This is a genomic window from Pseudomonas sp. MF4836 (assembly GCF_002018875.1).
Lineage (GTDB): Bacteria > Pseudomonadota > Gammaproteobacteria > Pseudomonadales > Pseudomonadaceae > Aquipseudomonas.
On sequence record NZ_MVOL01000001.1, the window covers coordinates 214,048 to 229,040 of the forward strand.

15 protein-coding genes and 1 tRNA gene are annotated in these 14,993 nt (G+C 62.9%); 6 read left to right on the top strand and 10 right to left on the bottom strand.

What is annotated here, in order from left to right; all coding sequences use genetic code 11:
• Both MF4836_RS01130 and MF4836_RS01135 read left to right on the top strand, forming a co-directional pair.
• Window positions 1-606, top strand: coding sequence for a glycoside hydrolase family 19 protein (locus MF4836_RS01130; RefSeq protein ID WP_178102897.1), 606 nt, complete (start codon window positions 1-3; stop codon window positions 604-606).
• Window positions 603-1,127, top strand: coding sequence for a DUF2514 family protein (locus MF4836_RS01135; RefSeq protein WP_102047872.1), 525 nt, complete (start codon window positions 603-605; stop codon window positions 1,125-1,127). Before MF4836_RS01130 ends, MF4836_RS01135 begins: the two co-directional genes overlap by 4 nt.
• A 10-nt stretch (window positions 1,128-1,137) precedes the next feature.
• Here MF4836_RS01135 and MF4836_RS01140 read toward each other — a convergent pair whose 3' ends face one another.
• From MF4836_RS01140 to MF4836_RS01155, 5 genes are all read right to left on the bottom strand, one after another.
• Window positions 1,138-1,398: a hypothetical protein gene (locus tag MF4836_RS01140; protein ID WP_078468712.1), complete on the bottom strand. Its 261-nt coding sequence runs from the start codon at window positions 1,396-1,398 to the stop codon at window positions 1,138-1,140.
• Window positions 1,395-1,637: a hypothetical protein gene (locus MF4836_RS34845; protein ID WP_153050176.1), complete on the bottom strand. Its 243-nt coding sequence runs from the start codon at window positions 1,635-1,637 to the stop codon at window positions 1,395-1,397. The genes MF4836_RS01140 and MF4836_RS34845 overlap by 4 nt, the downstream gene beginning before the upstream one ends.
• 167 nt (window positions 1,638-1,804) lie before the next feature.
• Complete coding sequence (locus MF4836_RS01145; RefSeq protein WP_078468713.1) at window positions 1,805-2,017, bottom strand: hypothetical protein; 213 nt, start codon at window positions 2,015-2,017, stop codon at window positions 1,805-1,807.
• A 109-nt stretch (window positions 2,018-2,126) separates the two neighbouring features.
• Entirely contained in the window at window positions 2,127-2,486 is a 360-nt protein-coding gene (locus tag MF4836_RS01150) for a hypothetical protein (protein WP_078468714.1), read from the bottom strand.
• A 245-nt stretch (window positions 2,487-2,731) separates the two neighbouring features.
• Window positions 2,732-2,819 (bottom strand) — tRNA-Ser (locus MF4836_RS01155).
• Window positions 2,820-2,943: 124 nt separating this feature from the next.
• On the opposite strand from MF4836_RS01155, the gene MF4836_RS01160 reads away from it, so the two are divergent.
• Window positions 2,944-3,615, top strand: a complete 672-nt coding sequence (locus MF4836_RS01160) for a Bax inhibitor-1/YccA family protein (RefSeq protein ID WP_020297396.1) — start codon at window positions 2,944-2,946, stop codon at window positions 3,613-3,615.
• Window positions 3,616-3,706: 91 nt separating this feature from the next.
• Here the strand turns inward: MF4836_RS01160 and MF4836_RS01165 are convergent, their stop codons facing one another.
• Window positions 3,707-4,144, bottom strand: a complete 438-nt coding sequence (locus MF4836_RS01165) for an Lrp/AsnC family transcriptional regulator (RefSeq protein ID WP_020297397.1) — start codon at window positions 4,142-4,144, stop codon at window positions 3,707-3,709.
• 131 nt (window positions 4,145-4,275) lie between these two features.
• On the opposite strand from MF4836_RS01165, the gene MF4836_RS01170 reads away from it, so the two are divergent.
• Complete coding sequence (locus MF4836_RS01170; RefSeq protein ID WP_078468715.1) at window positions 4,276-5,169, top strand: DMT family transporter; 894 nt, start codon at window positions 4,276-4,278, stop codon at window positions 5,167-5,169.
• Between the two features lies 1 nt (window position 5,170).
• On the opposite strand, the gene MF4836_RS01175 is transcribed toward MF4836_RS01170, so the two are convergent.
• From MF4836_RS01175 to MF4836_RS01190, 4 genes are all read right to left on the bottom strand, one after another.
• On the bottom strand, window positions 5,171-6,226 hold the full coding sequence (locus tag MF4836_RS01175) for an FUSC family protein (protein WP_178102898.1): 1,056 nt from the start codon (window positions 6,224-6,226) through the stop codon (window positions 5,171-5,173).
• A 55-nt stretch (window positions 6,227-6,281) separates the two neighbouring features.
• Entirely contained in the window at window positions 6,282-7,907 is a 1,626-nt protein-coding gene (locus MF4836_RS01180; protein WP_078468716.1) for an NADP-dependent glyceraldehyde-3-phosphate dehydrogenase, read from the bottom strand.
• Window positions 7,908-8,110: 203 nt separating this feature from the next.
• Window positions 8,111-9,148, bottom strand: coding sequence for an AraC family transcriptional regulator (locus MF4836_RS01185; protein WP_078468717.1), 1,038 nt, complete (start codon window positions 9,146-9,148; stop codon window positions 8,111-8,113).
• Between the two features lie 10 nt (window positions 9,149-9,158).
• The gene (locus MF4836_RS01190) at window positions 9,159-10,073 is read right to left on the bottom strand and encodes a GGDEF domain-containing protein (protein WP_078468718.1); all 915 of its coding nucleotides are present in this window, start codon (window positions 10,071-10,073) and stop codon (window positions 9,159-9,161) included.
• 369 nt (window positions 10,074-10,442) lie between these two features.
• Between MF4836_RS01190 and MF4836_RS01195 the strand changes: the two genes are divergently transcribed.
• Complete coding sequence (locus MF4836_RS01195) at window positions 10,443-12,986, top strand: TonB-dependent receptor (RefSeq protein ID WP_078468719.1); 2,544 nt, start codon at window positions 10,443-10,445, stop codon at window positions 12,984-12,986.
• Window positions 12,987-13,046: 60 nt separating this feature from the next.
• Window positions 13,047-14,972, top strand: a complete 1,926-nt coding sequence (locus tag MF4836_RS01200) for a phytase (RefSeq protein WP_078468720.1) — start codon at window positions 13,047-13,049, stop codon at window positions 14,970-14,972.
• Window positions 14,973-14,993 lie beyond the last annotated feature (21 nt).

A 14,993-nucleotide genomic window follows, 5' to 3' on the forward strand; every position in this document is an offset into this window, starting at 1 on the left:
ATGCCCATCACCCAGCAGCAGTTGCTGCAGATCCTTCCCCAAGCCCGCCAAGTCGCGGGCTTTTTTGTACCCGCGCTAAATGCAGCGATGACACGTTTCAAGATCAACTCTCCGGTGCGCATGGCGGCCTTCATCGCCCAGGTCGGGCATGAGTCTGGCCAACTGACTCGGATGGTCGAGAACCTGAACTACAGCGCGGATCGGCTCCAGGTCGTCTGGCCGAATCGCTTCGACGCCGCCCTGGCCGCGCAGGTGGCACGCAAGCCGGAGCAGATCGCGAACATCGCATACGGCGGCCGAATGGGTAACGCGTTGCCCGGCGACGGGTGGAAGTATCGAGGCCGCGGCCTGATCCAGTTGACCGGTGCGAACAACTACCGCGCCGCCGGCGTCGCCCTGGGTCTGGACCTGGTGAATCACCCTGAACTGGTGGAGAAGCCTGAGACTGCCGCCCTGGTCGCTGGGTGGTTCTGGCATTCGAACGGCCTCAATGAGCTGGCCGACTCCGGGCAGTTCGCCAAGATCACCCGAACCATCAACGGCGGTCTGACTGGCCAGGCGGACCGCGTCGCGCTGCGCGACCTAGCCGCGAAGGTGCTGGCGTGATCAGCCTTCGCACCGCAGGTGCGGCGATCTGCCTGGCGCTTGTGGCAGTTGCAGTTTGGGGTGCCTACAAGCATGGCCGCTCAACAATGGATGAGGAGTGGCAAAACCGCTGGGCCGCCCGTGACGCCGGTGACAAACAGGCCTGGGCCCTGGCCGAAGTCGCCGAGCGCGAAAAGGAACAGGCCTTTCAACGATCAATCACGAAGGCGGCAGAAGATGGACAACGTAGGAATGATGAGGCTTTTGCTGCTGGTGCCGCTGTTCGCGCTGATCGTGGCGTGCGGGACGAAGCAGATCGAACCGCCAGCAGTACCGCAAGTCAGGCCCGCAGCCATTCCTGCACTGCGGCCGCAAGCGAGGCAGCTTCCCGCGCCGTCCTGGTGCTCGCCGACGTGTTCAAGCGCGCTGATGAAAGAGCGGGAGACCTGGCAGCAGATGCTGATCAAAGCCGGAGCAGGGGAGTGACGTGCGAGCAGGCTTATGACGGAGTAGTGAAGGCCGCACACCGCGCGCCTTTATAGACTTGGGCCATTACGGCGCCGCCAACAGCTGCTGTCGCTGTAGGCCGGCGGCTTCCAAGGCGATGTGGAGGTTTTCCAGATCCTGGGGGTTGAGGGCGCTGAGCAATTCTAGGGCTTCGCAAAAGCCAACGCCGCGCGCGGTGGCGATCAGCACTGCCTGCGGGCTGTCGGCGCGCTGTATGTCGCCCAGCAACTGCAGGGCCTTCGCTAGTATGGCGGGGCTCAGAGCTAAGTGGCCTAGGATACTGTCGTAGGGGGCACGGTCGCTCATGGGGTATTGACCTTCAGACGCCGAATCGCCTGGGCGCTGGCCTGCTGCCGCGCCTGCTCCAAGGCCTCGAAGTTTTCGTTGTCGATCACCTGGGCTACCAATAAGGCGCTGATCCAACCGCCAGTGCGCCCTAGTCTGAATGCTAAGGCATCCGGACTTGTGACCTGGTTGAACGCATGCAGTTCTTCAGCCCAAGCATCTTGTAGCTCAGGGGTTGGTAGAGGTGATTGATCAAGCATGGGCATAAGGATCCTTTCGAGCGAGGGAGAGCTGTGCGTAAAGGCAGCCTAAGTGGGACTGGCCTGCTCGTCTAGGGATGTTGGTTTCGACGGCTCAAAAAAAGGCCCCCGCACCTGGGCAAGGTGTGGGGGCCTGTTTTACATAATGGGCGATATTCGAAGCGCAATTACACCCGGCCGGCCTTTTTGATCAGCTTGATCAGCGTGGCCTTTTTGGTATCCGACTTTTCATAACGAGCAAGCTCACTCAAATACGCCTGCGCTACATCACCGCCAGCCTCGGCTAGCGCTGAATAGATCGCACTGCGTTCACGGCCGGTCGTCGCGCGCTCGGCGCACACAATCAAATTTTCCACATCTACGTTGCCTTCATTTGCCATGTTGACTCCTCGTATTGCGGGACGGCCGCTCCATGATGGCCCGACCGGGGTTCCTTTCTCACGGCTTCAAATACCCTGCAAAGGGTGGGGAATTCCTTTCAGGCGTATGTCAGGGTAGTCGCTCCTTGAGCATCATGTCGGTTCCAAGCCCCATTTCCCTCAATAAGTGATCGCGCTGGTGTCTGATCTGCTCAAGGCTTCCGAGCTTACTGAGCATCTCAGACGCCTCACCGGTCAGGCGTGCGATCTGAATTTTTGCATTTTTCATTTCGCCACTGAGCCTCGACCTGTCCTCGGCAAGCTGGTCGTTCATTTGAACCAGGCCGAAGATGTCGGATCTGGCTTTGCGTAACTGACGGTTCAATTCGTCGACCTCATTCTCCAGTAGCAGAATGTGTTGCTTGCAAGACTCCAGGGGAGTGGGCAGGCCAAGCCAATCGTCGGTGTTTTCTATCTCGGTGTGATCCATGGCAAGGTCTCAATTGTGCTGTATGTGCATACAGTAATTGAGGCATGAGCAAAGCGCGATTCACGCCGACGAGCTGTAGAGGTTTGGGATTGTGTTCGGTCGGCAGAAAGCCGAGGAGGCAGGGAAATCTGAATAGTTTTGTAACGAGCGCCAAATAGTTTTGTAACGCATCGCCTCCGAGTGGCTTTTCACCAAACCCCAGAAACGAAAAAGCCCTGAATAATCAGGGCTTTAACGTACAAATATGGCGGAGGCGATGGGATTCGAACTCATGGACCTGTTACAGTCGACGGTTTTCAAGACCGTTGCCTTAAACCACTCGGCCACACCTCCGTATTGCGTTGCGGGCGCCATAATACCCGAATGAAACACACTGTCAAACTCTCTGCGTAGCTTGTTGCAGAGCGTCTGTTATGATCTTTGCCACTGAACGTTTCAAACCAACAGGAGTGTCGCCATGCGCGAACAGGATTACGCAGTTAATAACGGCGTGCAGGCTGAGCAGCTAGAGGTTAGCCGCGTCCTGCGCAACACTTACGGCTTGCTGGCTCTCACCCTCGCATTCAGCGGCGTGATGGCTTTTGTGGCTCAGCAGATGCGTGTCGGTTACCCGAACATTTTCGTGGTGCTGATCGGCTTCTACGGCCTTTTCTTCCTCACCAACAAACTTCGTGATTCGGCCTGGGGCCTGGTGTCGGCGTTTGCCCTGACCGGTTTCATGGGCTTCCTGCTGGGCCCGATCCTCAACCGCTACCTGGGTATGCAGGGCGGCGCTGAAGTGGTCAGCTCGGCCTTTGCCATGACGGCGCTGGTGTTTGGTGGTCTGTCGGCCTATGTGTTGATCACCCGCAAGGACATGAGCTTCCTCGGTGGTTTCATCACCGCAGGCTTCTTTGTCTTGATGGGCGCAGTGCTGGCCAGCTTCTTCTTCCAGATCAGCGGCCTGCAACTGGCGATCAGCGCGGGCTTCGTGCTGTTCTCGTCGGTGTGCATCCTGTTCCAGACCAGCGCCATCATCCATGGCGGCGAGCGTAACTACATCATGGCGACCATCAGCCTGTATGTATCGATCTACAACCTGTTCATCAGCTTGTTGCAGCTGTTTGGCATCATGGGTCGCGATGACTAATCGTCTGCCCTGAATAAAAAAGCCCGCTTCGGCGGGCTTTTTGTTGCCTTCAGTTTTGTGTGGCGCACATAAAAGGCGCTCTCGCGGGCGATCAGCCCATGGGCGGCAGGCGGCGTTTGACTGGGGTTTTCTTGACGATGGCGGTGTTGGTTTCAGCGTAGGTGTTCAGGTGATCGAGCAGGGTGTCCAGTTGCTCCATGGAGCGCACGTGCAGGCGGGCGATAAAGCAGTCATCCCCGGTGACCTTGTCGCACTCGGTGAATTGGGCGATGGACTGGATCTGTCGTTCGACCTCCTGCAACTTGCCCGGCAGGGGGCGGATACGGACGATGGCCTGCAACTGATAACCAAAGAGTTTGGGGTCGACCTCCACCGTATAGGCCTTGAGCACGCCGCGTTCTTCGAGGCGGCGCAGGCGTTCGGCGACGCTGGGGGACGACAGGCCGCTGATCTGTGCCAGAGCCTTGAGCGAGCGGCGTGAATCTTCCATCAGGGCGCTGATCAGCGCCTGGTCTATTTCGTCGATCATCGCAGCCTCTTAGGTGAAGTACGGATTGTGCCTTGATAAAAAAGGCATACGGCGGTTTTTGCCTATCGCAAGCGCTGGAGCGGCCCAGGGCGGCATTGTCATACTTTTGGCACCTGTTGAGGAGCCTGAAGATGGACAAAATGACACGCCGCGGTTCGCTGGAAATGACCGCCGCCATGCTGATTTCCGGAACCATTGGCTGGTTTGTGCTGGTGTCCGGGCAGCCGGTGCTGGATGTGGTGTTCTGGCGCTGTGTGTTCGGCGCCGGCACCTTGCTGCTGATCTGCGCCGGGTTCGGTTTGCTGCGCCCGGGCATCCTGACCCGCACCACCTTTGCCCTGGCAGTGCTCAGCGGGGTGGCCATCGTCGGTAATTGGCTGCTGCTGTTCGCCTCTTATTCCCGCGCCTCCATTGCCATCGGCACCGCGGTGTATAACGTGCAGCCCTTTATGCTGGTTGGGCTGGCGGCGCTGTTTTTGGGCGAAAAAATCACCGCGCAGAAGCTGTTCTGGCTGGGTGTGTCGTTCGCCGGGATGCTGGCGATTGTCAGCGCCCATGGCCAGCAGGGCGCCGGTGGCGATGATTATCTTGCAGGCATCGGCCTGGCCCTGGGCGCGGCGCTGCTCTACGCCTTTGCTGCGTTGCTGATCAAACGCCTGACCGGCACGCCACCCCATCTGATCGCCTTGATCCAGGTCTGCACCGGGGTGCTGTTGCTGGCGCCTTGGGCCAACCTTTCGGTGTTGCCGGCGCAGCCTTCGGCCTGGGCCAGCCTGCTGACACTGGGCATGGTGCACACCGGGCTGATGTATGTGTTGCTGTACGGCGCGATCCAGAAGTTGCCCACCGCGTTGACCGGCGCCTTGTCGTTTATTTACCCGATTGCGGCGATCTTCGTCGATTGGCTGGCTTTCGGGCATCGTCTTGAGTGGCTGCAATGGCTGGGGGTGATCGCGATTTTGCTGGCCGCTGCCGGCATGCAACAGGGCTGGACCTGGCGTTTGCGGCGTGCGATCACGCCCTGAATCAGATCTTCCAGTGTTCCGCGCTTTTGGCCAGACGCTGGCGCATATCGCCCAGGTTGGCCACCAGTTGCCGGGTCAGCAGGCGGTAGCCATCGAGCGCCGAGTACACCGGGGTAGTGTTGGAGGGCTGCAGCAGGCTGTCGTCAAGGCGCCGCCCCAGGCGTTTCGAGGCGCCGGATTGCAGGGCCCGGGCCATGCCGATCAATTGCACGCGCACCAGGCGGTTTTCCTGTTTCAGCAGTTGTTGCAGGTGCGCCAGGGCTTGTGGGTCGCTGACATCGGGGCGGGTGTTGGCGAGGATCTCCAGGGTGCTGAAGCACATGCGCAAGTTGCGCTGGATGGCGTCGAGCTCAGTCATGGAAATGCGCACCTCCTTGGACACCGAGGGCATCAGCGAGCGCAGTTGCAGCAGGGTCGCGTTGAGCCGGCTGAGCAGCTTGAGGTGTTCATCGTCGGTGACCGACTGGCCGTTGACGATGCGCCCGTACACGGTGGCGCAGTCACGCAGGGCGCTGGCCAGGTTGTAGCGCCAGGAATAGACCGCGTACAGCGGGATGGCAAAGGAAAACGCCAGCGCCAGGGCGATACCGATCAGGATATCCACCGCCCGCCACAGGCCGTCGGTGATCTGGTTGTCACCATGGCCGGCCACGATAAACACGGTGATCGCCGACAGCAGGGCGGTGTAACCCCCCTTACCGATGGCGTGATAGGAAAAGAAGCCGCAGACCACCGACATCCCCAGATACGTCACCCAGGGCAGGCCCAGGTAAGCCTGTTGCAGCACCAGCAGCAGGCCGACCCCGGCCCCGATCAGGGTGCCGATGGCCCGCTCGGCGGCCTTCTTGCCGATATTGCCGTGGTGCTGCAAACCGCCGATCACCACCAGCATGGTCACCGACGCCCACTCACCGTGGGGCAGGTTGATCCCGGTGGTCAGCAGGATGGTCGCGATCAGGCCCAGGGAGACCCGTACCGCATGGATCAGCCTGGCGTGGCGGTAGCGCCGATACGGGTCCAGCAAGGGACGCAGGAGTCGGCGCAACAGCAGGGGCATTCGGGAGGTTCGCAGGTCGCTCATCGGGCTCGGCTATGGGCTCCAGTCAGGGATTTTAGAATATGTAATCGGTGGTCAAAAAGCTCGACTCGCGATTACGGATGATGTCGCTGATCAATTCCTTGTTGCTCTCCAGGAACTTGGTCGCCACCAGGGTGCGGATCGAGAAGGTGCGCAACGCATCATGTACCGACAGCGTGCCCTCGGCGGAGTTCTTGCGTCCGTTGAACGGGAACGTATCGGGCCCGCGCTGGCACTGGGCGTTGATATTGATCCGCCCGACCTGGTTGGCGAAGGTGTCGACCAGGCGCCCGACTTCAGTGGAGTTGGTGCCGAAGATGCTCAACTGCTGGCCGAAGTCGGATTCGAGTACGTAATCGATCACGGTGTCGAGGTCGCGGTAGGGCACGATCGGCACCACCGGGCCGAATTGCTCCTCCTGGTACACGCGCATCTGGGTGGTCACCGGGTACAGCACCGCCGGGTAGAAGAACGAGGCCCGGGCTTCGCCGCCGCCACTGTTCACCACCTTCGCGCCTTTGCTGGTGGCATCGGCCACCAGCGCGTGCAGGTAGTCGACCTTGCCCGACTCCGGCAGCGGCGTCAGGGCTACCCCCGGCTCCCAGGGCATGCCGGGCTTGAGGTTCTTCAGCTTGGCGTTGAATTTCTCGATAAAGCGCTCGATCACCTCTTCATGCACGAAGAGGATTTTCAACGCGGTGCAGCGCTGGCCATTGAACGACAGCGAGCCGGTGACCGCCTCGTTGACCGCGTTGTCGAGGTCGACCTCGGGCAGCACGATGCCCGGGTTTTTCGCATCCAGGCCTAGGGCGGCACGCAAGCGGTGAGGCTTGGGGTGGAGTTTTTTCAGGTCGCTGGCGGCCTTGTTGGTGCCGATAAACGCGAAGATGTCGATCTTGCCGCTGGCCATCAAGGCGCTGACGGTCTCGCGGCCGCTGCCGTAGATGACGTTGATCACCCCGGCCGGGAAGCTGTCGCGAAAGGCCTCCAGCAGCGGTCGGATCAGCAGCACCCCGAGCTTGGCCGGCTTGAATACCACGGTGTTGCCCATGATCAGGGCCGGAATCAGAGTGGTGAAGGTTTCGTTCAGCGGATAGTTGTACGGCCCCATGCACAGCGCCACACCCAGTGGCACGCGGCGGATCTGGCCGAGGGTGTCCTGCTCCAGCTCGAAGCGGCTGGAGCGGCGATCCAGTTCCTTGAGGGCATTGATGGTTTCGGTGATGTAGTCGCAGGTACGGTCGAACTCTTTTTCCGAGTCCTTGAGGTTTTTACCGATTTCCCACATCAGCAGCTTGACCACCGCCGAGCGCTGTTCGCGCATGCGCCCGAGGAAGGCTTCGACGTGCTGGATGCGTTCGGCCACGCGCATCGTCGGCCACACGCCTTGACCCCGGTCATAGGCCTGCACGGCGGCGTCGAGGGCGGTGAGGGCGGTGTCGGCATCGAGCAGCGGCGTGCTGCCCAGGATCACTTGCTCATCACCGTTGGGCCCGGCCAGATACACCGGGCTGCGTACCACGGCCAGGGGGCCGGTCCAGGTCTTGAGTTCGCCGGCGACCAGGTACTCGCGTTGTTCGGTCTGGCCGTCCAGGCGGTATTGCTCGGGAATATCAGCGGCGGCAGGAAACAAGTGCTCGAGAAGATTGGCTGTGGTCATGACTCTATCCCGTTTGAATGCGCGGACCTGTGGGGCGGTCCGCTGGCGAATGACAGTCGACAAGCGGCTACAAGGGTTATACGCCTGTATGGCGCCGGTCTTTAAGCAGTCTGGGGTAATGCGTGGCAGGGCAGGCGGGTGATGGTCTGGGTCTTTGGCCCAAGAGTAGACCTTTTTCTCTGCCCGGCGCGAGGACTCAAGCCTCAGCCGGCACTGAACAGCTGGCGGATCAGGCGCGGGGTGCTGCCGGTCCAGCGCTTGAACGAACGCCGGAAATTGGCCGCATCGTTGAAGCTCAGGTACTGCGCCACGTCGTCGTTGCTCCAGCCCTTGACCTGATACAGGTACAGCGCCACGTGCTTGCGTACCAGGTCGACCTGATGCTGAAAGCAGGTGTCGTGTTTCTGCAGTTTGCGCTTGAGCGTCGCCGGGCTCATGGCGAAAGCCAGTGCGGCCTGTTCCAGGTTCGGGGTTTGGCGCACATGGGTTTGCAGGTAGCGATAGAGGCAGTCGAGAAACCCCGAGCCCAGGCCCAACTGCTCCAGTTGCGCGGTGGCCTGCTGGCGCGCCACCTGGCCGGCGGTGGCCGAGGCATTGGGCCAGGGCTGGGTCAGGAACTCCCTCGGGATGCGCATCAGGTCCAGGGGCCGACGGAACTGCGTGTGCTCCCCGAGGTGCACCCAGTACTGCTCGACGTAACGCGGTTCGGCGTGGCTGAAGCTGCATTCCCAAGGCAGGCGCTGGCCGCTCAGCCACTGACTCATGGCGATCAGCGAGGTCATGCTGGCTTCGAGCAGAAAGCGCCACTGCTCGCCGGCGCCGCAACTGTCGAGCCAGTAGCAATAGGCGTACTGCTCATCCAGCAACAGCCGTGGCGCCACCAACGGGCTGAGCAAGGCCTGTTGCTGGATCAGGGTGTCGAGGGCCTGGTGCAGGTTTTGCGCATGTTGCAGCGAATGGCTGGCCGCGCCGTAATGCCCCGGCAGCAGGCGCTGGCCGAACAGAAAGCTGCTGTCGTCGGCGTCCAGCAGGCGCCGGCTGTTACCAATCAGGGCGAGGAATTGTTGTGGGCTGAGACGGGTCTGGCCCGCCAGGATGTCTTCGTGGAACAGGCCGGTGCCACGCAGCAGGCGGTGGCTGTCGATGTCCCGGGACAGCGCCAGGTCGATCAGGGTCGCTGGCTGGTAATGCCCGGGAATAAAGCGGCTGTCGGTTTCATACCAGAGGGTCTTGAGCGTCATTGGGGCGGCCTCAGGCGGTCTTGGCCAGGGGCTGCTTGGCCCGCGCCAGCGCCAGGTTAAGGCGCTTGAGGAGGGCCTCCGGGGCTTCGCTCAGGGCCATCACCACCGCCGTGCTGGCCGAGAGTTGCAGGCGTTCGCCGTGCTGCCGGGTCTTGTGGGCCAGGCCTTGCACCGCCTGCTCCAGCTCCAGGGCCAGCAGCCGCGCCTGGCTTTCGCCGGTGTTGGGCAGCAGCACCACAAAGCGGTCGCCGGCCAGGCGACACAGCAGGTCCTGGCGCCGCAGGTTGAGCAGCAGCAGATGGCTGATGGCCTGCAACACCGCATCGCCCTCGGCATGCCCGTAGTCATGGTTGATGGCGGCAAAGCGGTCCAGGTCCAGGGCCAGCAGTGACAAGGGTTGCTGGCATCGCGCGCTATCTTCCAGGGTGCTGGCCAACTGGCGCTTGAAGTAGTCGGCGCCACCCAGCGGCGTGAGTTTGTCGAACAGCCGATGCTCGCGGAACAACCGTTCGCGTTTCTCCATCTGCGCGCTGATGGCCAGCTGTTCGCGGTGCCAGTGATAGATGCCGATGGTCAGCAGGATCATGCCCACCGGCATCGGCCCGGACTCCAGCCAGTGGTCCCAGGTGATGCTGTCGGGCAGGCGGATAAACTCATCCAGGCTGTCGATCCACCAGGAGAAAAAGATGCAGCTCAACCCCAGCGCCAGGTAGTTGGTGACGCGCCCGGCCGGCCGGCTTTTCAGCACCAGCCCCAGCCACACCAGGGCCAGCAGTGCCGAGCCGCCTTCGCCGACGATGTCCAGCCACTCCCATTCGCTGACCGCCTTGAGATCGCCGCAGGCCAGGTGCAACAGCAAGCCGGCATTGGCCGCGAGCAACAGTAGGGTGAGTTTCAAGCGATGGGGTTTGAGCACTGAGAACATGGCCGGCGACCTGGGTTGAAGGCGGAATGGGCGTCAGCTCAGCAGATGGATGTGACAGTCCGGTGACGGCGTGCACTACACCCGGGGAGGTCGAATCAGCTCACCGCGGCTGGGCATTTTTTTCGCTGCTGGCCGCCAACCAGCCGATTTCCCGGCGCCGCCAGGCCGTATCCGCTATCCGCTCGGGCGCTGCCGACGGGCCCGAGAGGTCATATCAGCTCACTTTGCCCACCGGCCCCCTGGCAAAGCGCCTGTTTCGTGGGTCAGCGCCGACCCCTGTCACAGAACCGTCATTCGCCGACCCTAGCGTGCCCTCCCAGTTGCCGGGCCGATTGCCTGGCGTTAACGGACTCTTTGGGGGAGGACAGGATGGACACGCGCAGCAATCATCAGCGCAACGGCGCGCTCGGGCTGGTCGGCTTCACACTCACCGCGCTGGCCCTGGCCGTGGCCAGCGAGCGCCTGAGCGCGGCGCAAATGGACGCCGGCACCGAGCACGTCGAAGTGGTCGGCCAGGCCGCCAGCATTGACCAGGCGCTCAAGGAGCAGCGCAGTTCCGACAGCATCAAAAGCGTGGTGCACGCCGATGGCGTGGCCCAGTTGCCGGATGAAAACGTCGCCGAGGCGGTACAGCGCCTGCCGGGGATCAGCGTCGAGCGCGATCAGGGCGAAGGCCGGTTTGTCAGCGTGCGCGGGCTGGGGCCGGACCTCAACAGTGTGACCATCAACGGCACCCTGGTGCCTTCGCCGGAGAGCGCGCGCCGCGCCGTGGCCCTGGATGTGCTGCCCTCCGAGCTGGTGCAGTCGCTGTCGGTGATCAAGACCCTGACCCCGGACATGGACGCCAACTCCCTGGGCGGCACTGTCGATGTGCAGAGCCTGTCGGCGTTCGACCACAAGGGCCTGTTCTACACCGGCAGCAGCGAAGCCAGCTACGACCAGAACAGCCACCAGACCAGCCCCAAATTCTCCGGCGCCGCCAGCAACCGCTTCAGCCTCGGCGACGGCATCGACAACTTCGGCGTGGCCGCGGCCCTGAGCTGGCAGAAGCGCGATTTCGGCTCGGACAACGTCGAGACCGGCGGCGCCTGGGACTTCCAGCAAGGCGCGCGACTGCAAGAGTTTGAACAACGGGACTACGACATCAGCCGCGAGCGTGCCGGTGGCGGCCTGAACTTCGACTACAAGCCCGACGACGACTCCCGCTATTACCTGCGTACCCTCTACAGCCGCTACAAGGACAGCGAGACGCGCAACTCCACCAGCATCGAATTCGCCGACCCCCAGGCCTCCGGTCAACTGGGCGACGCCGAGGGCAAGCGCAAGCTCAAACAACGTGAAGAGACCCAGGAAATCCAGTCCTACGTATTCGGCGGCGAGCGGATGGTCGGGCTCTGGACCCTCAGCGGCCAGGCCGGCTACAGCCGGTCCAGCGAAGACAGCCCGGGGCATATCGCCGGTGCCACCTTCGAAGGCAACAGCGACTTTGCCGACAGCGGTTTCTACGACACGCAAAAGCCGCGGCCGATCATCGGCGCGGGCTTCTATGACCCGGCCAACTTCACCCTGGACAAGGTCGACTGGGAACAACAGAAAACCACCGACACCGAGAAGAACCTGCGCCTGGACCTGGCCCGTGACTACGACTTCAGCGGCTACGCGTCCCAGGTCAAGTTCGGCGGCAAGGTCAGCCGGCGCAACAAGGACAACGACCTGGATGCCTGGGTCTACAAGGACTTCGACACCCTGGGCTTCAGCGACCAGCAGCTCAACCTCACGCAGTTCCAGAAGGGCAGCGTCGATTACCGCCTCGGCCGGTTCGGCCCGGGGATCAGCGGCTCGGCGATCAAGGACCTGATCGGCAGCCTCGATCGCGCCGACTTTTATGACGAGCAGGAATCCCGGGTCAACGACTTCACCATTCGCGAAGACATCAACGCCGGCTACCTGATGAACACCCTCGACATCGACGACTGGCGCTTTATCGCCGGCCTGCGCTACGAAGGCACCGAGTTCGAAGCCAAGGGCACCGGGGTCACCGACGGCGCCTACACCGCCACCGAGACCCAGCGCCGTTATCACCACTGGCTGCCGGGCCTGCATGCGCGCTACCAGCTGGATAAAAACACCCAGGTGCGCGCGGCCTGGACCAAGTCCGTGGTGCGCCCGACCTTTGGCCAACTGGCCCCGGGGTTTGTCATCGACGGCGACGAAGCCACCTTCGGCAATCCCGACCTCAAGCCGCTGGAGTCGAGCAACCTCGACCTGGGCATCGAGCACTACATGGGGCGCGCCGGCACCGTCTCGGCCTTTGTGTTCTACAAAGACATCAAGAACTTCGTCTACAACACCGACCTCGCCGGCACGGGCGCCTGGGCCGGTTTCTCCGAAGCCCACAGTTTCGACAACGGCGACAGCGCCAAGCTGTATGGCCTGGAGCTGGCCTACTCGCAGAAGTTCGACTGGCTGCCCGCGCCCTGGAACGGCCTGCTGATCGGCGCCAACAGTACCTTCAGCCGCTCCAGCGCCAGCATCGAGGGCTTCGACCAGGCCAGTGGCCGCAATCGCAAGCGTGATATCGCGCTGCCCAACCAGTCGGACGCCGTGGGCAACCTGATGCTCGGCTGGGAAGACGACACCGTCAGCCTGCGCCTGTCGGCCAACTACAAATCCGACTACCTCTACGAGCTGGCGTCGATCAACGACAAGGCCCACGACCTGCACGTCGATGCCCAGACGTTCGTCGACTTCAGCGCGCGCTACTCGCTGAGCAAGAACCTGCAACTGAGCTTCGAGGCGCAGAACCTCACCGATGAGTCGTACTTCGTCTACACCGGCCATCGCGCCTACAACGGCCAGTACGAAGAGTACGGCCCGACCTACAAGCTCGGCCTGACCTTTACCCACTTCTGAACCCCGGCGGCGCTGCTGGCCGGCGCCGCCCCGGATGAACCACAAGGATTTCTACCGTTGATGAAGATTCAGCCGTTCTCCAAGCCAACCCTGCTGGCCACACTGCTGGCCCTGGCCTCGACCGCGGTCTTGGCCGCGCCTGCGGTGCCCAGGCTGCAACTGCAACCCTGGGCCGCGACCCAGCACCTTGAACTGAGCGCCCTGAGCTTTCTGCCGGCGCAACTGGGGCCTGAGCGCCTGGCCGCCAGCGAGCGCGACGGCTTGCTATTGCTCGATGCCCAGGGTGCGGAGCTGGCACGTTTGCCGGGGTCGTTCAGTGCCCTGGACAGCCGCGCCGCCGGCCAGCAAGTGCTGGTGGCCAGCCTCGACAACCAGCGCCAGCAAGCGCTGCTGGTGAGCCTCGACCCACGCACCCGCAGTTGGGGGCAGCCGGTGTATCTGCCGGCCCGCGACTACCCGGTAAACGGCCTGTGCCTGTACCGCGACGAGGCCAGCAACCTGTTCCTGTTCCTGGTGGGCGAGGAGGGCAAGGGTGAACAATGGCTGGTGGGCAATGGCGCGCAACTGAACCCCCAACCCCAGCGCGTGCGCGGTTTGCCGCTGCCACCGGCGGCGCAGTTCTGCCAGGTCGACGATGGCGCCAACCAACTGCTGGTCAATGAGCAACACGTGGGCTGGTGGGCCTATCCGGCGCACCCGGAAGCCGATGTCGAGCGCCTGCCGGTGGCCTTGCGCGCACCCTTCGGCGACCTCAAAAAAGCCGCCGGGGCCATGGCGCTTATGCCGGGCGGGGTGCTCGGCCTCGACCCCAAGGCTGCACAACTGCACCTCTACCAGCAGCAGGGCGAGCTTTGGCAAGCCGTGGCCGCGCTGCCGTTGCCGGGCCTGGTGGAACCGGAAAACCTGGCCCTGCAAGCCACCGCCACAGGCGTTCAAGTGCTGCTGCGCGATGACGAGGACGGGCGCCTCTATCAGGGCGAGTTGAACTGGCAGGCGAGCCCGGTGCCGCTGTCACCGCCACTGCCCAACGTGGCGGCGGCCAGCCAGAGCGACCCGGTGGGGCGCCAGGGCGATGCGGCGGACGATCCGGCGATCTGGATTCACCCCCAGCAACCGGCCTTGAGCCGGGTCCTGGGCACCAATAAAAAACAGGGCCTGCTGGCCTATGACCTGCAAGGCAAGCTGCTGCAAGAGCTGCCGGTGGGGCGCCTGAACAACGTCGACGTGCGGCCCAACTTCGCGCTGGGCGAACTCAAGGTCGACCTGGCGGTGGCCAGTAATCGCGATCACAACAGCCTCAGCCTGTTCGCCATCGACCGCAGCAGCGGCGAGTTGCGTGAAGCGGGGGAGATCCCTACGCCGCTCAAGGAAATCTACGGCATGTGCCTGTTCCAGCCGGCCAGCGGCGAGTTGTACGCCATCGCCAACGGCAAGGACGGGACCTTTGTCCAGTACCGCCTGAGTGCACCCAACGGCGTGGTGCAGGGCGAGCTGGTGCGCCAGTTCAAAGTCGCCAGCCAACCTGAAGGCTGCGTGGCCGACGACCAGCGCCAGCGGCTGTTTATCGGCGAGGAGGATGTTGGGGTGTGGGCGGTGGACGCCCGTCCCGAGCAGCCGGCAACCCTGAGCACTGTGATCAAGGTCGGCCCGCAACTGCATGCCGATGTCGAGGGCCTGGCCCTGTACCAAAGCAATGCGCGGGACTACCTGGTGATTTCCAGCCAGGGCAACGACAGCTACCTGGTGCTCGACGCCGAGCCGCCCTTTGCTTCCCACGGTGCGTTCCGGGTCGGGATCAACGCCGCCGCCGGTATCGACGGAGCCTCGGAAACCGACGGCATCGAAGTCACCTCAGTCAACCTGGGCGGGCCCTGGAGCCAGGGCATGCTGGTGGTGCAGGACGGGCGCAAGCGCATGCCCGAGCAGACCCAGAACTTCAAGTTCGTGCCCTGGGCCGAGGTCACCCGGGCGCTGAAACTGCCCTGAGGCGGGCTGTCATCAATCGGT